18 protein-coding genes are annotated in these 19342 nt (G+C 58.8%); 14 read left to right on the top strand and 4 right to left on the bottom strand.

Annotated features, from left to right (window positions below; all coding sequences use genetic code 11):
- Nucleotides 1-50 precede the first annotated feature (50 nt).
- The 5 genes from ACR0C5_RS04485 (at nt 51) to ACR0C5_RS04505 (ending at nt 7525) form a co-directional block, all read left to right on the top strand.
- Nucleotides 51-2468, top strand: a complete 2418-nt coding sequence (locus ACR0C5_RS04485) for a GcvT family protein (RefSeq protein WP_480874863.1) — start codon at nt 51-53, stop codon at nt 2466-2468.
- Between the two features lie 31 nt (nt 2469-2499).
- On the top strand, nt 2500-3099 hold the full coding sequence (locus tag ACR0C5_RS04490) for a nucleotidyltransferase family protein (protein WP_480874866.1): 600 nt from the start codon (nt 2500-2502) through the stop codon (nt 3097-3099).
- A gap of 766 nt (nt 3100-3865) precedes the next feature.
- Nucleotides 3866-5302, top strand: a complete 1437-nt coding sequence (locus ACR0C5_RS04495) for a DegQ family serine endoprotease (RefSeq protein ID WP_480874869.1) — start codon at nt 3866-3868, stop codon at nt 5300-5302.
- A gap of 182 nt (nt 5303-5484) precedes the next feature.
- The gene (locus ACR0C5_RS04500) at nt 5485-6165 is read left to right on the top strand and encodes a response regulator transcription factor (protein WP_170769525.1); all 681 of its coding nucleotides are present in this window, start codon (nt 5485-5487) and stop codon (nt 6163-6165) included.
- Nucleotides 6158-7525 carry a sensor histidine kinase gene (locus ACR0C5_RS04505; RefSeq protein WP_170784560.1) on the top strand — a complete coding sequence of 456 codons (1368 nt, stop codon included), beginning with the start codon at nt 6158-6160 and terminating at the stop codon, nt 7523-7525. The genes ACR0C5_RS04500 and ACR0C5_RS04505 overlap by 8 nt, the downstream gene beginning before the upstream one ends.
- On the opposite strand, the gene ACR0C5_RS04510 is transcribed toward ACR0C5_RS04505, so the two are convergent.
- Together ACR0C5_RS04510 and ACR0C5_RS04515 are read right to left on the bottom strand one after the other, a co-directional pair.
- Entirely contained in the window at nt 7506-7973 is a 468-nt protein-coding gene (locus tag ACR0C5_RS04510; protein ID WP_170769523.1) for a CYTH domain-containing protein, read from the bottom strand. The two genes, ACR0C5_RS04505 and ACR0C5_RS04510, sit on opposite strands and share 20 nt — an antisense overlap.
- Nucleotides 7974-8076: 103 nt before the next feature.
- Nucleotides 8077-9576 (bottom strand): CHAD domain-containing protein, encoded by a 1500-nt coding sequence (locus ACR0C5_RS04515; RefSeq protein WP_480874873.1) that lies wholly within the window; start codon nt 9574-9576, stop codon nt 8077-8079.
- Nucleotides 9577-9789: 213 nt separating this feature from the next.
- On the opposite strand from ACR0C5_RS04515, the gene ACR0C5_RS04520 reads away from it, so the two are divergent.
- Nucleotides 9790-10137 carry a TfoX/Sxy family protein gene (locus ACR0C5_RS04520; RefSeq protein WP_170769521.1) on the top strand — a complete coding sequence of 116 codons (348 nt, stop codon included), beginning with the start codon at nt 9790-9792 and terminating at the stop codon, nt 10135-10137.
- A 53-nt stretch (nt 10138-10190) separates the two neighbouring features.
- Here the strand turns inward: ACR0C5_RS04520 and ndk are convergent, their stop codons facing one another.
- Entirely contained in the window at nt 10191-10613 is a 423-nt protein-coding gene (ndk, locus tag ACR0C5_RS04525; protein WP_170352964.1) for a nucleoside-diphosphate kinase, read from the bottom strand.
- Nucleotides 10614-10715: 102 nt separating this feature from the next.
- Nucleotides 10716-11918 carry a Bcr/CflA family efflux MFS transporter gene (locus ACR0C5_RS04530; protein ID WP_480874877.1) on the bottom strand — a complete coding sequence of 401 codons (1203 nt, stop codon included), beginning with the start codon at nt 11916-11918 and terminating at the stop codon, nt 10716-10718.
- Nucleotides 11919-12022: 104 nt separating this feature from the next.
- Here ACR0C5_RS04530 and ACR0C5_RS04535 point away from each other — a divergent pair, with 104 nt between their 5' ends.
- From ACR0C5_RS04535 to ACR0C5_RS04570, 8 genes are all read left to right on the top strand, one after another.
- Nucleotides 12023-13873 carry an ABC-F family ATP-binding cassette domain-containing protein gene (locus ACR0C5_RS04535; protein WP_480874879.1) on the top strand — a complete coding sequence of 617 codons (1851 nt, stop codon included), beginning with the start codon at nt 12023-12025 and terminating at the stop codon, nt 13871-13873.
- On the top strand, nt 13870-14262 hold the full coding sequence (locus ACR0C5_RS04540) for an ACT domain-containing protein (RefSeq protein ID WP_170769518.1): 393 nt from the start codon (nt 13870-13872) through the stop codon (nt 14260-14262). Before ACR0C5_RS04535 ends, ACR0C5_RS04540 begins: the two co-directional genes overlap by 4 nt.
- Nucleotides 14259-14879, top strand: coding sequence for a MarC family protein (locus tag ACR0C5_RS04545; RefSeq protein ID WP_170769517.1), 621 nt, complete (start codon nt 14259-14261; stop codon nt 14877-14879). Before ACR0C5_RS04540 ends, ACR0C5_RS04545 begins: the two co-directional genes overlap by 4 nt.
- Nucleotides 14880-14920: 41 nt before the next feature.
- Nucleotides 14921-15502: a retropepsin-like aspartic protease family protein gene (locus ACR0C5_RS04550; RefSeq protein ID WP_480502953.1), complete on the top strand. Its 582-nt coding sequence runs from the start codon at nt 14921-14923 to the stop codon at nt 15500-15502.
- A gap of 48 nt (nt 15503-15550) precedes the next feature.
- Nucleotides 15551-16171 (top strand): ImuA family protein, encoded by a 621-nt coding sequence (locus ACR0C5_RS04555; protein WP_480874883.1) that lies wholly within the window; start codon nt 15551-15553, stop codon nt 16169-16171.
- A 65-nt stretch (nt 16172-16236) separates the two neighbouring features.
- Nucleotides 16237-17451, top strand: coding sequence for an MFS transporter (locus ACR0C5_RS04560; protein ID WP_480874885.1), 1215 nt, complete (start codon nt 16237-16239; stop codon nt 17449-17451).
- On the top strand, nt 17448-18044 hold the full coding sequence (locus ACR0C5_RS04565; RefSeq protein WP_170769513.1) for a YceI family protein: 597 nt from the start codon (nt 17448-17450) through the stop codon (nt 18042-18044). Before ACR0C5_RS04560 ends, ACR0C5_RS04565 begins: the two co-directional genes overlap by 4 nt.
- Nucleotides 18045-18114: 70 nt before the next feature.
- Nucleotides 18115-19335, top strand: a complete 1221-nt coding sequence (locus ACR0C5_RS04570) for an MFS transporter (protein WP_170769512.1) — start codon at nt 18115-18117, stop codon at nt 19333-19335.
- Nucleotides 19336-19342 lie beyond the last annotated feature (7 nt).

The raw sequence follows: 19342 nt of genomic DNA on the forward strand, positions 1-19342 counted from the left end.
CCCGGTCTGCCCTTGCACGCTTTGGCCAGATTCAAAGCGGAGGCACAGGCATGAAATCGACAACGCGGGTGGCAGTGATTGGTGGCGGTGTTGTCGGATGTTCGGTTCTATACCACCTGACCAAGCTGGGTTGGTCAGACGTGGTGCTGCTGGAACGTTCTGAGCTGACCAGCGGGTCCACCTGGCACGCGGCGGGCGGGTTTCACACGCTGAACGGCGACACCAACATGGCCGCTTTGCAGGGTTACACGATCCGCCTTTACAAGGAACTGGAAGAGATCACTGGCATGTCCTGCGGGTTGCACCATGTGGGCGGTGTGACGCTGGCCGACAATCAGGATCGGTTCGACATGCTGTTGGCCGAGCGCGCCAAGCACCGGTTCATGGGGCTAGAGACAGAGATCGTTGGCCCTGACGAGATCAAGAAAATCGCACCCATCACCAATACCGAGGGCATCCTTGGTGCGCTCTATGATCCGCTGGACGGCCATCTTGACCCCTCTGGCACCACCCACGCCTATGCCAAAGCGGCCCGGATGGGCGGGGCCGCGATCGAAACCCATTGCATGGTGCACGAGACCAACCAGCGCCCCGACGGCACTTGGGATGTGGTGACAGACAAGGGCACCATCCACGCCGAACATGTGGTCAACGCAGGTGGCCTATGGGCGCGTGAGGTCGGCGCAATGGCAGGGGTCTATTTCCCGCTGCACCCGATGGAGCATCAGTATCTGGTCACCGACGCGATCCCTCAGATCGAGGCCATCATCGACGCAGGCGGAGAGCATCCGCATGTGATGGATCCTGCTGGAGAGAGCTACCTGCGGCAGGAAGGCCGGGGCTTGTGCATCGGCTTTTACGAACAACCCTGCAAGCCCTGGGCCGTGGACGGAACCCCGTGGGAGTTCGGGCACGAGTTGCTGCCCGACGACTATGACAAGATCACCGACAGTATTGAATTCGCCTATCGCCGCTTTCCGGTTCTGGCCGAAGCCGGAGTGAAATCGGTGATCCATGGTCCGTTCACTTTTGCGCCGGATGGGAACCCTCTGGTCGGGCCAGTGCCGGGGCTACGCAACTATTGGTCGGCCTGCGGAGTGATGGCCGGGTTCAGCCAAGGTGGTGGCGTTGGCCTGACGCTGGCTCAATGGATGATTGAAGGCGAGCCTGAGCGAGACGTCTTTGCTATGGATGTGGCCCGCTTTGGCGACTGGATCAGTCCCGGTTACACCCGCCCCAAGGTGATCGAGAATTACCAAAAACGCTTCAGCGTCGCCTATCCGAACGAAGAACTGCCCGCCGCCCGCCCCAACCGAACCACCCCGATGTATGACATCTTCACCGATCTGGGCGCTGTCTGGGGCCAGCAATACGGGCTGGAGGTCCCCAATTACTTCGCTCAGGGCGATGAACCAGACTATGAGACGCCCTCATTCCGCCGGTCCGATGCCTTCAAAGCCACCGGGCGCGAGGTTCGTGCTGTGCGCACTGCCGTGGGCATCAACGAAGTCCACAATTTCGGTAAGTACCGCATCACAGGTCCCAATGCGCGGGCTTGGCTGGATCGGATCATGGCCGGGCGCATCCCGCAACCGGGTCGCCTGTCGTTGACGCCGATGCTGTCGCCCAAGGGTAAGCTGATCGGGGATTTCACTGTCTCTTGCCTGGATGAGACCGAGTTCCGCCTGACCGCCTCATACGGGGCGCAGGCGTTCCATATGCGGTGGTTACTGCAACATCGCGAAGACGGCTTGCAGATCGAAAATATCAGCGACCGGCTGAATGGATTCCAGATCGCAGGCCCGAAGGCAGCAGAGGTTCTGGCCGCCTGCACCCGCGATGATGTCTCGGCGCTGCGCTTCATGGATGTGCGCCGCATGACCGTGGGCATGACCGAGTGCATCGTCCAACGCGTCAGCTATACCGGTGACCTGGGGTACGAGATCTATTGTGATCCGATGGCGCAGCGGCAGCTGTGGTGGACGCTGTGGCAAGCCGGAGAGCCGATGGGCCTGACCCCCTTCGGCATGCGCGCCATGATGAGCCTACGTCTGGACAAGTTCTTTGGATCATGGATGCGGGAGTATTCTCCCGACTACACACCGGCTGAAACCGGGTTGGATCGGTTCATATCCTTCGCAAAACCCGTCGATTTCATAGGGCGTGCGGCGGTCGAACGTGAGGCGCAAAACGGCCCCTCCCGAAGGCTTGTAGCATTCCAGGTCAATGCCGAGGACGCCGACGTCAACGCCTATGAGCCGATCTGGTTGAACGGCAAGGTGGTCGGGTTCTGCACATCGGGCGGCTATTCCCATTTTGCGGAAAAGTCGATTGCCATGGGGTTCCTGCCCGTCGAACACGCGACAGACGGTCAGGACGTCGAGATCGAGATATTGGGGCAACGCCGCCGCGCGCGGGTGATTTCAACCCCACTTTTTGATACGGATGGCTCGCGAATGCGGGGATGACAGCGGGGCGGAACGCGGCCATCTTAAATAAATGAGTCTCATCCCGATCATCCTTTTGGCCGCCGGGCAATCCAGCCGTATGCGCGGCACGGATAAGCTGATGCAAAACGTCGGAGATACTCCTCTTCTGCGCCGCTCAGCCATGACGGCCCGGCAGGTTGGGCCGGTGATCGTCGCCCTGCCCCCGCTCCCTCATCCGCGCTATCAAGCGCTGGACGGGCTAGACCTGACACTGGTCGAGATCCCGGACGCCGCCGAAGGTATGAATGCCAGCCTACGGGGTGCCATGACCCATCTGCCGGCCGAAGCAACAGCCGCAATGGTCCTGCTTGCGGACCTTCCCAACATCACGGCCGAGGATTTAAACAGTGTGGTCAGCTCGGTTACAGAACACCCGAAAAAGTTGATATGGCGCGGCGCAACTAAGGATGGAAAACCCGGTCACCCGGTTATTTTTGACAAATCTCTGTTCGCGGAGCTGCGCCGCCTGACCGGCGATGAAGGTGCGCAAACTGTTGTGCGCGCGCATTCCGACAAGGTGCATCTTCACCCCTTGCCCAATCGGAACGCACTGCTGGACTTGGATACGCCCGAAGATTGGGCGGCATGGCGGGCGCGGCACAGCTTGTAAGGCAGGTCCGTAAAACAAACACGGCCCGGTCTTTGCAGACCGGGCCGGTGCCCAAAACAGGACTACCACTTTTCATCAACCCTGAAAGCGCGGCCAAAGCTGCCTATAAGGCACCTCGGCTATCCGCTGCCGAACCTAAACAAGACCCCCTCGTTAACATGCCGCTCAGCGCTTCCAGTGATCGTGACGAACCTTCGGCACCCCCTAGTGCCGTCGGCTTCCCCTCGCTTGGGCCTAATCATCGTCACCGATTGGTTGAGGGCAAACAACGTAAATTTGGATAGATCGGGTCATTTAGGATGTATCGGAATGGTTTTTCAGCAACATCTCTGAATATTGACTTCTCCCTTAGGTTGCATTCTGCTATTGAAATTTAACGAAAATAGCAGGTCAAATATGCACATTTAACATGTATACCCACCGAAAATCTACGATTATACCTGCGCGACCAATATGTTTTGACACATCTCCACAACCAATAGTCGAACCCTAAGCCAACACCACCTTGGCTTGATCATTTGTTCATCAAATTGAATCAATTCGCGTCTTTTGGAGGATTGGACCGGCAATAGAGGACAATCTCACGATTCGAGCCACGCGATTCGCTCCGTTGACCCGAGTCGTATGACCGACCGGTCGTCATACCACCGTGTCTTTATGGCAAAATTAAGATTTCTTAACCTTTGGCACAGGAAATGATCAGACTGGTGCGCCACCTCCTGAGTTAACGCGCGAACGGAACCGCGCGATAAAACAGGAGACCAAAATGAGCATCCGTAAATCCTCTCTTCTCGTGCCGCGCACGTCCGGCTGGATCGGCGTCAGCGCCCTGAGCGCCGCGCTGCTGGCCACCACCGCCCTGCCCTCGAAAGCGGACGAAGCCCTGGCTGACCTGGTTGAGAGCGTGTCACCCTCGGTTGTGACCATTATCGCGGAACAAGAGGCAAAGCCGACACCGGCACAGGGTCAGAACTTTGACTTTGAGGCCCACCCGTTTGGCGAATTCTTCAAACGTTTCGGCACGCCCGAGGGCTTCAACACACCACAGCGCGGACCGGCACAAGGTCTGGGATCCGGTTTCGTGCTGGACGAGGCAGGCTACATCATCACCAATCACCACGTCGTCGATAACGCTACGACCGTCACCGTTCGCCTGTATGACGACCGCACATTCGATGCTGAAATCATCGGCACCGACCCGTTGACAGACATCGCCGTGTTGAAGATTGACGCCGACGCCGGATTACAGGCCGTTGAACTGGGTGACAGCGACGTGATCCGCGTAGGCGAGGACGTGGTGGCCATCGGCAACCCGTTCGGGCTTAGCTCGACCGTGACTACAGGGATTGTCTCGGCCAAGGGGCGCAACATCTCGCAAGGGCCCTATGCCGAGTTTATCCAGACGGATGCGGCGATCAACAAGGGCAACTCGGGCGGGCCGCTGTTCAACATGGACGGCGAAGTGGTTGGCGTGAACTCGGCTATCTATTCGCCCAGCGGCGGATCTGTGGGTCTGGGCTTTGCGGTAACCTCGAACATCGTCGAGCATATCGCCGCCGACCTGCGCGATGACGGTCAGGTCAGCCGTGGATGGCTGGGTGTCTCGATCCAGAATGTCAGCCCCGAAATTGCCGCAGCCATGGGCATTGACACCTCAACCGGCGCGTTGGTGTCGGATGTGGTCGATGGCAGCCCCGCCGAAGGCGTCTTGCAACAGGGCGATATCATCCTGACCTTCAATGACGAGGCCGTGGACTCCAGCAGTGACCTGCCGCTTCTGGTGGGCACTACCAAGGTTGGCACCGAAAGCACCCTGACGGTGCTGCGGGACGGGACCGAACAGCAGCTGGAACTGACCATCGGCCAGCACCAAAGCGCGGCACTGGACGTTGAAGACCCGGTGGCCGAGGCGACCTCGGGCACCGCACTGGGTGTGACCGTCGCCCCGCTGACCGAAACCACCCGCTCCGAGATCGGTGTGTCCGACTCGGTCAACGGTGTGATCGTGACCGACCTCAAGCCCGACAGCCCTGCGGCAAAAGCGGGCCTGCAACGCGGTGATGTCATCGTCAAACTGGGCAGCCAGGAGACGGACACGCCCGACGCGCTGAAAGCCGCGCTGGACAGCGAAAAGACCGATCCCGCGCTGGTGCTGATCAACCGGGCCGGAAACCAGATCTTCGTGGCGGTGGAAATCGCCTGATCTGACACCCGCGCGCGCCACGTGATGGGGAATATCTGGCGTGCGCCTCCCCGGCGGTTTGTCTTGTCCGCTCTCTGCCGGGACTGCCGGGTGCGCCGCAACGCACCCGGCACGTATCCCATCAAACCCGGTGCCTTACCCGGAAATTTGTGTTTAAATCCCGCTGGAAAGGAGGTCCGATCATGAGCCGCCGTCTGCTGATCGTCGAAGATGACCAAGATACGCGCGACTTCATCGCCAAAGGTTTTGGCGAAGAAGGCTACGTGGTCGAACAAGCTGCTGATGGCCGCGAGGGGCTATACCATGCCACCGATGGCGGGTTTGATGCCATTGTGCTGGACCGAATGCTGCCGGGGCTGGACGGGTTGTCCCTGATCAGGTCCTTGCGGGCCGCGGGGCTGAAGACACCGGTCCTGATGCTGACCGCCATGAGCGCGGTGGACGAACGCGTCAAAGGTTTGCGTTCGGGGGCGGATGATTACCTGGTAAAACCGTTTTCCTTTCAGGAGTTACATGCCCGTATTGAAGCACTCCTGCGGCGTCCGCAGGAATCCGAGGAAAGCGCCATCCTGACCTGCCGCGATCTTGAAATGGATTTGCTGACCCGCAAGGTCACACGCGATGGGCACGAAGTTACACTGACCCCGCGCGAATTCCAGATTTTGGAATATTTCCTGCGCCGCAAGAACCGCGTGGTGTCACGTACCATGTTGCTGGAAGGGGTATGGGACTATCATTTCGACCCAAATACGAATGTCGTCGATGTCCATATCTCGAAGCTGCGGCGTCAGCTGGACGAAGGCGGTGGGCCGCCGCTGATTGAAACCGTTCGCGGTGCGGGTTACATGATATCTGATGGATAACATACGGCTGTCGTTCAATAATTCACGCACGCGCCTGATATTGGCCAGCATGGTGCTCAGCACATTGTTGACCGCGACGGTTCTGGCATTGGTCTACGTCACCGCCAATCGAAGCATCGAGGGCGAGACGCGTTCGGTCGTATCGGCCGAACTCACCGGATTGGCGGATGAATATGAACGACGCGGGCTGATCGGGCTGCTAACAGCGATTGAACGCCGCCTGCCATCCGCCGCCGAGCGGGATGCGATGTACCTGCTGACAGATCGCTTTGGGGCGACACTAGCCGGAAATCTCAAGCAATGGCCAGCAGACATCGCGGCTGGCAGCGGTTGGGTTGATCTGGAACTGCGCCGTGCGGACAATGACCAACTTGTACCCATCTCAGCGGCCTCAATCCGTCTACCCGGCGGTGAGCGCCTGTTGGTCGGGCGAGACGCGCTGGCGCGACAGCAGTTTGACCGGGTCCTTTTGCGCACCGTTGGGATCGTCTTGGTCATTGCCCTGGCACTCAGCATCTTGACCGGGTGGCTGTTCACGCGTCTGGTCTTTTCCCGCCTGTCCGACATCGCAAACACTGCCGAGGATATCGTTTCCGGGGATCTGTCTCGCCGAATGCCAATGCGTGGAACCGGGGATGAGTTCGATCAGGTCGCCGGCACGCTGAACTCGATGCTGGACCGGATCGAAGAGTTGATCAGCAACCTGCGCACCACCTCCAACTCAATCGCCCATGACCTCCGATCCCCACTGTCCCGTCTAAAGCAACGCGTCGAAGCGCTATCGGATCCCACCAAAACCGATCAAGACCGCGATATCGACGTAGCCCGCGCAACAACCGAGATCGACCATGTACTGCGCGTTCTGGGCCAATTGACCGAGATTTCCCGCGCCGAAGCCGGCGTGGGGCGGGAACAGTTCGAAACAGTTGAACTTGAACAACTGGTACGAGATGTGGTCGATCTTTACGATCCCGTCGCCGCAGAAGAGAACATTCGTCTGGTAATTGAAGGAACCGCCGCACCGCTGAGCGGGCATAAACCCCTGCTGTCCCAGGCCCTGTCGAACCTGCTTGAAAACGCCTTGCGCTACGCACCGGAACATACTGAAATCACAATCACTTTGACCGATGATGGTAAGGAGACATACCTAAGCGTCCGCGATCGCGGGCCGGGCGTTGCGCCCGAGGATCTTTCACGCCTTCAAGTGCCCTTTGTGACCCTCGATCCAGCCCGGACCGAACGCAATGCAGGACTTGGTCTGGCGCTGGTATCGGCCATCGCGCATATGCACGGTGGAGAATTCCTGCCGCAGGACGCGGCCCCCGGTCTGAAAGCGACGATCAAACTGGCACACCTTTGATCGCCAAGGTCTTGTTCTTATAGCGTTTATCCTCTGTGACTTCCGCGCCGAACCATTCAGGCGGAACAAAGGATTTGGCGTCTGCCTCGGTCTCAAACTCAACCTCGACCATGTGCAACGGCGTCAGGCCACCCTGAAAAACATCCAACTCAAAAACGCGCCCATCGGACAGCGTTCCAGTGTAACGTTCCTTCTCGACCCGCCGTTCCGTGGTCTCGGGCCAGAAAGTTTCGAACTGCTCGCCCGAGATTTCGGTTTCGCGTTCTACGCGCACTAGTTCTCCGCAACCCTTCAGCGTCAGGAAATAGCGTTCATTCTTTTGCCGCAACCGCAGTTCAGTGGAATCCTCAGGCGCAGTCAAATAGCCCTGGCGGATCACGGCCCGGTCCAGATGCTGCAAGTCTGGAACCGCTGAAACCAGGAATTTCCGTTCGATTTCAGTGCCCATGCCTATGAACCTACATTGCTATCAACGACGGCCAACCTCATCACTAGTAACTATCTCATATGAGAAAAGGCTTTGCCACCGAACCGAGGGGGCTCGCAGGCTGTCATTGGAACAGCCTCCGGAACTGATGTTTGATCTCGGGGTTGTCCAAACCACGGAGATGCGCGATCACACGCTGGCGTTCTGCCTCTTGGCGTTGTTTTAGCACAGTGATCACCCCGCCTGCGGACAGAGCGATCTGGGCGATTTCGGGCTGTTTGGTTTCAACCTGTCGATCCACCAATTCCAGCAACGCTTTTTGCTGAACCGAGAAGTCGTTGAATCGGCCTAGATTATCTTGCAGTTTTTTCAGCGGTTTAAGTATGGTATTTAAAGATTTTTGGTTGAACAAAGGACCAAAGAACTCCATTAAATAACGGAGTTTCTTCCCTTCGATCCTTAGGTCATGGACCAAGGTATCGGGCGAATTCGGCATAATCCGACGCGCCCGTCTGCACAGTTTTCGATAGCGTTTCCAGATCATGGTGCAGGCGAAGTCATAAGCTGCAAGCTCTGCGTTCGGGCCGGTCTGTACACTCTTTGGATCGGTGATTTGTCTGCTCAGTTCCAACATACACCGGTTATAGGACACACTTCTGAATTTCTGAGATAGAACTTTCCATGACCTTTTACGCTCTGCCTCAAACTGTGCAAACATGATCTCGGCACCAACATGAAGGTTTTCCGGTATCATGCTGTAATAATTATTTTTCTCAAGTAGATAGACATCAAGGTCGCGCAACCGGTTGGTCGGGGCCATAAGATCGGAAAACGTTCTCTTCAAGCCCATCGTCTGATGAGGTGAAAAAACTCCTTTGAACAGGCTGAGTACCGAACGGATGCGCCGGAGTGAGACACGGTAGTCATGCAGGAACTCGGTATCGTAATCTGCGATCACACCATTTTCGTTTTGGCGCGCCACCGCCAGATAGGTCCCAATAATCTTGGTCGCCACATCTACAGTGGGTTCTGCTCGAGCGAGGGGGATATCGGGTTTGGCCTGATAACGCGGCGTGTCCGGAGACAGCGCAGTGAATACCCCAGTTGCGTTTCGTATATCTTTGTTTTTTTCAATCGACTTACGGATATTTTTGAATCTTGAAGATGGCCCGTTCACTTGGCACAAAACCACAATCGTCGCACGTCCATGATCCGAAACAAGATCAACCACCTGGCCTTGAACACGTGTCTTTCGCAAGTCGTCGAGAACCGAGAACTTGCGCACCTTCACAGTTCCAGACGCAACCGGAATCAGCGCCCGAAGCGTGGGAAACTTTGCCAATCCTGACCGGACCGCGCCGTTTGGTAGATTTTGAACGAACTGTCCGGCGCCACTGCCCTGCTGCGTCACATGTCGCTTAAAGGAAAACAGATGCAACTTTCCATCAGTTTCAATCAAAAGTTTGCCTTTGGACACAAGAGATTGGTCATGGCAATCTAGGATGTGAAAAAGCCGTTTTGATGACTCGCCGATCGTCAAGTTCCAATGATTCTTGAGCACCCCTTCGATAGCTTTTTCGTCAAACCGACCTAACAAGAAGAACACCAAACTTTCTTTGCCCATCAAAAACCCTCCAGCCGCCCGGATCGCATGTACATCTTGCTGGTAAGCATTTGTTTTTCAGCGATTTCCATAGTCTTGGGCACGAAAGGACCTCATGACGGTATTTGCCCGTGAAATCTTAACTTGGTCCTGCAGGCAAAGTTACTACGACCGGGAGCCATTCACGGTGAAATTCGGATGACAGAGGATACACCGTATCATAAGACTTTTCACATGTCCGATCCCGTCTCATCCATACGCAACCTCGGCCCCGCTTTCGAACAGGCCTGTGCTCGTGCCGGGATACACTCGGCGCAAGGATTGCGGGAATTGGGGCCAGATGCGGCCTACACGAAACTATTGCAGTCGGGTTCTCGCCCGCATTTCATCGGGTACTACGTGCTGGTCATGGGCCTTCAGGGGCGTCCATGGAACGATTGCAAAGGCGAGGAGAAGAAGGCGCTGCGCAAACGGTTCGATGCGATCAAGGCCAGTGTCAGCACCGCGCCTGAGATGCAGATCATCGCTGATCTGGATGCGATCGGCGTGCGGGTCTCGGCTGCGGACCTCAAACCCGAATGAAAAAGGCCGGCCCCGGTGACGGGAGCGGCCCTGAATTCTATTGTGGTTAAAGATTAACCGACCAGTTCAATGCCCGAGAAGAAGTAGGCGATTTCAACCGCTGCGGTCTCAGGTGCGTCGGAACCGTGGACCGAGTTTTCGCCAACCGATTCAGCGAACTCGGCGCGGATGGTGCCGGCGGCCGCGTCTGCGGGGTTGGTTGCGCCCATGACTTCGCGGTTCTTGGCAATGGCGCCTTCGCCTTCCAGAACCTGAACGACGACCGGAGCCGACGACATGAACTCGCACAGCTCGTCATAGAACGGACGCTCGGCGTGAACTTCGTAGAACTTACCGGCTTGTTCCTTGGTCATGTGGATGCGCTTTTGCGCAACGATGCGCAGGCCTGCGTCTTCAAACTTGGCGTTGATCTTGCCAGTCAGGTTGCGGCGGGTTGCATCGGGTTTGATGATCGAGAATGTGCGTTCCAGTGCCATATCGGCCTCTCCTTACAATGTGGCGCGTGGTGTGCGCCGAAATCCATCGCGCGCCGCCTAGCACGGTATGTGGCCCAAGAAAAGTGTTATATGGCGCGGCGCTCAGATCGTGTCCGGCAATGGGTCCAACTGGTCGACCCGCCGAACATAGAGGATGGACAGAAGTCCTGCGAAACTGCTGAGGCACATCATGCCAAGAACGATAAATGGGGCATTCGCGGCAGTAACCAAGGCCCCGGTGGCCATGGTCAGCACGGCCCCCAACGCCACAGTCATCGCGCCAGACAGCCCCGCAGCGCTACCCGCCAATTGCGGACGTACAGACATCAGACCGGCGGTGGCATTGGCGACGGTCAGCCCGTTGCCGAACCCCACCAGAATGGCTGAACTAAAAAAGGTCCAGACGCTGCCGCCCTCGGCTGCGAACACCACAAGACCCACAAGTGGCCCAACCGAGGCAATCACACGCCCAAAAAGAATCATATTATTCAGCCGGGCCCGCGCCGCCAGACGCCCGGTCAGATAGCTGCCCGCCATGAACCCCAGCGTGATGATCCCAATCCCCAACCCTAGTAGCGCGGGGTTCAGATCGAACCACGTTGCTGCAACCAAAGGCGCACCTGTGATAAACGCATAGAACCCTCCAATCGAAAACGCCGCGCAGAAGGAATAGCCCCAAAACCGACGTGAATTGAAAAGCTGCGGATAGAGCCTCATCTGCGCGGCGAAGGTAGCGGTTGTGTTAGTGTTGGTCTCACCCAGATCGCCCCATATCAACGCCAAGAGGCCCGCGCCCAGAAGAAGATACAAAATAAACCCGGCGCGCCAGCCGAATAGCATCTCGAGCAGACCGCCCAGCATCGGCCCCAGCATCGGTGCTAGCGCCATAGCCATCGAGACATAACCCAGCTTTGCCGCAGCCTCATTCGGTGGATGCATATCCCGTATCGCGGCCCGTGCCAGAACCTGCCCGGCCACGACGGCACCTTGCAGCATCCGAAACCCTAGAAACACCCAGATCGACTGCGCCAACGCACAACCGACCGAGGCAATGACGAAGATGACCATACAGATCAGCAATACCGGCCTGCGTCCGAACCGGTCGGACAACGGCCCCATGATCAGTTGCAGGACTGCCGACAGCGCCAGATAACCCGCGATCGACAGGTTCACCAGGCCGTATTCCGCCTCCAGTGCCGCGCCGATACTGGGCAGCGATGGCAGGAACATGTTCAGCGACAGAACCGAAAGCGCCGTCAGCAAAACCAATGTGATCAAGGACGGAGGGGACTGCGCAGGCCGCATCAAACATTCCACTTCATTCAAACATGGCAGCGCTATCACATTGATCCCGTGTTGAACATGCCAAGCCGCTGGCGGCGGCATCATACCTCTGTTAAGAGCGGCCCATGCTACGGATCGAAGACATCAATTACGCCGTTGAAGGCCGCCCCTTGTTCGACGGGGCCAGTGCAACCATCCCCGATGGGCACAAGGTGGGTCTTGTGGGCCGCAACGGCACCGGAAAGACCACTCTGTTCCGCCTGATCCGGGGCGAACTGGCGTTGGAATCGGGCAATATCGTGCTGCCCAAACGCGCACGGATCGGCGGTGTGGCGCAAGAGGTGCCCTCCTCCGATGTCTCGCTGATCAATACCGTTCTGGCGGCTGATACCGAGCGCAGTTCCCTGATGGCCGAGGCCGACAGCGCCACCGATCCCTCGCGCATTGCCGAGATTCAGACTCGCCTTGCCGATATCGACGCCTGGTCCGCCGAAGCCCGCGCAGCCTCGATCCTGAAGGGCCTGGGGTTTGATGATGAGGATCAGCTGAAACCCTGCTCGGATTTCTCGGGCGGCTGGCGGATGCGGGTTGCGCTGGCAGCGGTGCTTTTTTCGCAGCCCGACCTGCTGCTGCTGGACGAACCGACCAACTATCTGGATCTCGAAGGCGCTCTGTGGCTGGAGAGCTATCTGGCCAAATACCCGCACACGGTCATCATCATCAGCCACGACCGCGGGCTGTTGAACCGCGCGGTGGGGTCGATCCTGCATCTGGAAGATCGCAAGCTGACCTACTACGCGGTGCCTTACGACAAATTCGCCGAACGCCGCGCCGAACGCATTGCTCAGGCGGAATCGGAGAACGCCAAGGCCAAGGCCCGCATTGCCCATCTGCAAAGCTTCGTGGACCGTTTCCGCGCAAAGGCCACTAAGGCCGTGCAGGCCCAGTCGCGTCTGAAGATGATCGAGCGCATACAGCTTGTCTCAACCCCGCAAGAGGCCGCCCTGCGCGCGTTCTCCTTCCCTGAGCCCGAGGAGCTGTCGCCCCCGATCATTCACCTTGAGGGCGGTATCACAGGCTATGGCGGCACCGAAGTGCTGCGCCGTCTGAACCTGCGAATTGATCAGGATGACCGCATCGCCCTGCTGGGCAAGAACGGTCAGGGCAAATCGACTCTGTCGAAACTGCTGTCCGACCGCCTGCCCCTGATGGCGGGGAAAATGACCCGCAGCTCTAAGCTGCGCATCGGCTATTTCGCCCAGCATCAGGTGGATGAGCTGTATGTGGACGAGACTCCTCTGGACCACCTGCGCCGCCTGCGCCCGGAAGAGGCACCTGGCAAGTGGCGATCCCGTCTGGCCGGGTTTGGCCTGAATGCCGATCAGGCAGATACAGAGGTCGGGCGTCTGTCGGGCGGCCAGAAAGCGCGCCTGTCGCTGCTGCTGGCCACGATCGACGCGCCGCATATGCTGATCCTGGATGAACCGACCAACCATCTGGACATCGAAAGTCGCGAGGCGCTGGTCGAGGCGCTGACCGCCTATTCCGGCGCGGTGGTGCTGGTCAGCCACGACATGCACCTGCTGTCGCTGGTTGCGGATCGGCTGTGGCTGGTCTCGGACGGGACGGTAAAACCGTTCGAGGGCGATCTGGAAGCCTATCGCGCCCTGTTGCTGGCCCGCGACAAGCCGGTCAAGGAAAAACCTGCAGTTGCGAAACCCAAACGCCCCTCACGCGATGCAATGCTGGCGCTACGCGCCGATCTGCGCAAATGCGAGGACCGGATTGAGAAGTTGACGGATATGCATGAAAAGCTGTCTGCCAAACTGGCTGATCCAGCCTTGTATGAAGATGATCGGATCAACGATCTGGAAACCTGGAACCGCAAATTCGCCGAGGTGGTTGAAGCGATGCAAAAAGCCGAAGCTCTGTGGGTCGCCGCCGCAGAACGTCTGGAGGAAGCCGAAGCGTCATGACATCCCCCGTGACCGAAACCAAAGCCATGATTGCCGGTATGCGCCCCGCGCTTCAGCCCGGTGAATATGCCTTTGTTGTCTGGCCGTCCGACGCAGAATGGCCAAAGGGCACAAGGGCCAGCTGTATCGAGGCCGAGGGCCTTTCGCTGATCGTTCCCTTCGAGGCAGCACAGACCGGCGCAGTCCCTATGCGCTGCATTACCCTGCAGGTGCATTCCTCGCTGGAAGGTGTGGGCCTCACCGCTGCTGTCTCAAGCGCACTTGCACAAGCCGGCATTCCGGCAAACATGGTCGCGGGGTATCACCATGACCACGTTTACGTTCCCAGCGATCAGGCCGATAAGGCCGTGGCAATCCTGACAGAACTTCAGCGCGGTGCCGCAGAATGATCGACCTGGCCTTCTTCATCACCGCTTTCACCACCTTGTTCGTGGTGATCGACCCGTTCGGCACCACGCCGATCTTCGTGGCTCTGACACAGGATATGGACGCCGCGACACGCCGCAAAACGGCGATCCGCAGTTGCCTGACTGCCGTTTGCATCCTGATCGCCTTTGCCGCGTTTGGTGAGGCGGTTCTGGGCTTTGTCGGAATCTCGATGGAGGCCTTCCGCGTCGCAGGCGGCGCGCTGCTGTTCCTGACCGCGCTCGACATGCTGTTCGACCGCCGCACCAAACGGCGCGAGGACCGGGCCGAGGAAGAGGAACATCCCGACCCGTCTGTGTTCCCGCTGGCCATTCCGCTGATCGCGGGGCCGGGCTCGATTGCCACGATCATCCTGCTGGCGGGGCAGCATCCCGGCGTTCTGGGCATTGTCGAAGCGTGTATCGTCATGCTGGCCGTCATGGCGGTAGTTCTGATCTTTTTCCTGTCAGGCGGCGTGATCGCGCGCATCCTCGGCAAGACCGGGTTGAATGTGCTGACCCGTTTGTTGGGGATGCTGCTGGCGGCGCTGTCGGTTCAATTCATTCTGGATGGCCTCAAGGCCTTTGGATTTGCCTCCTGACCCCCCATATACGTGTCAGGTCAACCCGTTAGGATATCGGTATGGATGGGGATAGCATTGCACGTTTGGCGTATCTTAGCCTGTTGGGCGTGGCGGTTGTCGCGTGGTTCATCTCGCAAAACCGGCAGACGCTGAACAAGACGTTGCAACAGGCCATGGCCTGGGTATTCATCTTCATCGGCGTAATCGCCGTCGTTGGCCTGTGGGAAGATATCCGCTCGACCATCAGCCCGGTGCCGCAGTTGACCGTGACCGGCGAAACGATCGAAGTGCCCCGCTCGGCAGATGGCCATTATTACCTGCCGGTCGAGGTCGATGGTCAGACGATCACTTTCCTAGTGGATACCGGTGCCAGCCAGATAGTCCTCAGCTCCCGCGACGCTGAACGGATCGGCGTTGACCTGAACCAATTGAATTATTTCGGACGCGCTCTGACTGCGAATGGCGAGGTACGCACCGCGCCTGTACGGCTGGAAACGGTCACTTTGGGCCCGATCACCGATCAGAATATCTCAGCCTGGGTGAATGAGGGCGAGCTGCACCAGTCGCTGCTGGGGATGGATTACCTGCATCTGTTTTCGAACATCCAATTCGCGGACGGGCGTATGATCCTGTCTCGCTAGAGATATTTCAGGATTGAGAACAAAATAAGAACATGTTAGATTGTCGGCATGTCCACAACGCTTCTTGGCCGCAAACCCGCACGTGATATACCGGGGCTGGCGCTGCACCCTCAGATCACCTTGCAACTGGGCCGCGTGCACGAAGCCTGCGGCCCTGCCCGGCGCAGTTTCTCCGTCTGGCTGGCTGGTCAGGCGCAAGGCCCCGTGCTGTGGATTTCCCCCGCGTGGGAGCCGGGCCAGCTGAACCCCGACGGCATGATGCCCTTTGTCGACCCCGCCCGGTTCATCTTTGTCCACCCCACTCGCGCCGAGGATATCTTGTGGTGTCTGGAAGAGGCACTGCGCAGCGGGGCCGTTCCGCTGGTGATCGGTGATCTGCCCGGCGCGCCGGGGCTGACGCCCGTGCGGCGGATGCATCTGGCGGCCGAACAGGGCGGCGCGATGGGACGGGCCCCACTGGGGCTGTTGCTGACACCCGGCGACGGCGGCGCGCAAGGGGTTGAGACGCGCTGGCACATGGCCGCGAACCATACTCAAGAGGCGCGCCGCTGGACCCTAACCCGCCGCCGTGCCCGCGCCCTGCCCCCAGTCACATGGCAGGCCACCCAGACCAAACCGCGCGCCGGATTGAACCTGCAAAGAACGGCAACCGACGAGGTATCGGCGTGACACCACCGCGTGATCACGAAAGAAGTGACTAGCCAACCCCCACCCTGCGCCCTAGCGTTCCGGGAATGAGCCACGCAATCCACGACAGCCGCTATTCTTGGCTACGCCTCACGATCACGCTTGCCATCGCTACGGTGGCGAATGTCGGCATGTGGGCGGTGATCGTGGTGATGCCCGCGATTGAGAAACAGTTCGACGCCGGACGGGCCGAAGCCTCGCTGCCGTACGTTCTGACCATGGTAGGCTTTGCGTTGGGAAACATGTGGCTGGGGCAACTGGTCGATCGTCTGGGTGTGACCAAAGCGTTGATCGGGGCCGCCATACTCAGCACCGTCAGCTATGTGCTGGCAACGCTGGCGCCGAACATGATCACCCTGTCACTGGCACATTTGCTGGTGGGGCTGGGCACCTCAATCGGGTTTGGGCCGCTGATCGCCGATATCTCGCACTGGTTCATGCAGCGGCGCGGAATTGCTGTGGCACTGGTGGCCAGCGGCAATTACCTGTCGGGTGCGATCTGGCCGACCCTTCTGTCGGATATTCTGGCGCGGGACGGTTGGCAGCAGGTCTACCTGACGCTTGCCATGATCACGCCTGCCATCGTCATCCCCCTGTCCCTGTTGCTGCGCCGTCAGGTCCCGGCCGAGGCGCATCAGACCGCAGCCGCCAGCGCCAGCATCAAGGCCAGCAGCGTCGGGATCTCACCACGCGCGTTGCAATACATACTGGGTCTGGCCGGGATCGGGTGCTGCGTCGCGATGTCGATGCCGCAAGTCCATATTGTCTCATACTGCGTCGGGCTGGGCTATGGCCCCGCTGTCGGAGCCGAGATGCTGTCGCTGATGTTGCTGGGCGGCGTGGTCAGCCGCGTGATTTCCGGGATGGTGGCCGACAAGCTGGGCGGGCTGATGACCCTGCTGATCGGGTCGATCCTGCAATGTATCGCGCTGTTCCTGTTCCTGCCCTATGACGGCATGGTCTCGCTGTACATTATCAGCCTGATGTTCGGGCTGGCACAGGGCGGCATCGTGCCCAGCTATGCGCTGGTCGTGCGTGAATACATGCCCCCGCAAGAGGCCGGAGCCCGTGTAGGTTTTGTCATGATGATGACCATCATGGGCATGGCCTTGGGCGGCTGGATGTCGGGTTGGATTTACGACGTAACCGGAAATTATCAACTAGCCTTTATCAACGGCATTCTCTGGAACGGGCTGAACATCGCAATCCTGCTGATGTTGCTGAAACGATCGCGCCCCCGCAGGCAGGAGGTCATGGCATGACTCAACTAACTCGACGCACAGTCCTGGCCAGCCTGATTGCACTGACTCTTGCGAGTTCGGCGCTGGCTGCGCCACGCACGTATCAACTGGTCCCCGAAGAGACATCCGTCGATTTCACCTTTGACCTGTCCGGCATTTCCCAATCCGGCACCATGCCAATCGAGTCTGCCGACATACAGATCGACCTGAATGATCTTCTCAACAGTCGGGTGGACGTGATCCTGAACGTCGCCAAAGCGCGCACCAAACTGCCCTTCGCCCGCAAACCCATGCTCAGCGAGAGCGTGCTGGCGGCAAAGGAATATCCAACCATCCATTTCGTCTCAACCAGTGTTCAACTTGGTGAGGGCGGTCGTATCTCGAACGGGGCCATCATCAACGGAGACCTTACAGTGCGCGGAGTTACCATGCCGATCGAACTGAAGGCCGACCTGTTTCGCGCGCCCGGCAGCGCTGCGGACAGTCTGGATGACCTGTCCATCCGCCTGACAGGCGAGCTGAACAGGCACGACTTCGGCGCCTCAGGTTTTGCAGATCTGGTTCAGGATACGGTCGGGCTGGATATCCGGGCAGAGATTCAACGGACCCAATAGCAAAAAAACGACGCGACAAAGTCGATAAGCTGCGCGATTCCCATGCCGGATGCCGCAAGGTGGGGGCGTTATGCGCACGATGATTTCCTTTGCCGCCCTGTTTCTTTCGGTCATTTTGCTACAGCTCTCGACCGGAGGCGTTGGCCCGCTTGACGCCATCTCGGGCCTGACACTGGATTTCTCGACCGAGCAGATCGGCTTATTGGGGTCCGCGCATTTCATAGGATTCTTTGTTGGCTGCTGGTGGGCACCTCGCCTCATGGGCAGCGTCGGACATTCGCGCGCGTTTGCTGTGTGTACGGCCTTGGGTGCGATGGGCTTGCTGGGCCATACTCTGACTGAAAACCCGAACATATGGGCCGTACTGCGGATCGCGTCAGGCACCTGCGTTGCTGGTTGCTATACAGTGATTGAGGCTTGGTTGAACGCCAAGGTCACAAACGAGTCGCGTGGCCGCGTGATGGGCAGCTATCGCATCGCCGATCTGGGCGCGTCGCTTTGCGCGCAATTGATTATCGCCGTGCTGCCACCCGCGTCTTATGTGTCTTACAACCTGCTGGCCATCTTGTGCTGTGCTTCGCTGTTGCCTCTGGCCCTGACCCGGGCCAGCCAGCCTAAGACGCCCGACGCGCCCCGCCTGCGCCCCAGACTGGCCTGGACAAACTCACCTCTGGCGGTGGCCGGAGTGATTGTTTCGGCTCTCAGCTCTGCCTCGTTTCGCATGGTCGGCCCGGTTTATGGGCAAGAGGTCGGGCTGGGTGTGGATCAGATCGCCTTCTTCTTGGCTTCCTTCGTTCTTGGCGGCGCGCTGGCGCAATATCCGCTGGGATGGCTGGCCGACAAATATGACCGGCGATGGGTGTTGATCTGGCTGTCTGCCGCTGCAGTGCTCAGCTGCGGCATCACAATGGCGGCCAGCGGGTCCGGTACCTTCGGCGTCATGCTGGCGGCTGGGTTCTTTGGCTTGACCACCTTCCCGATCTTCTCGGTATCTTCTGCCCACGCCAACGACTTTGCCACGACCGAACAACGGGTTGAGCTTTCTGCCGCGCTGATGTTCTGGTACGCGCTGGGGGCTATTGCCTCACCCTACATCTCATCCACGCTGATCCAGCAGTATGGGCCGGGTGCCTTGTTTGCCTTTGTGGCAGTAGGTCATATGGGGCTGATCGTGTTTGGTCTAGCGCGGATGCGGTCGCGCCCAACCCCGGACGAACGCACGAACTATGTCTATGCTCCACGCACATCCTTCACCATCGGGCGACTGCTGAAGCGGTCGCGCGAAGAATAAAGGGCCG

This window comes from Ruegeria sp. N8 (assembly GCF_056531325.1).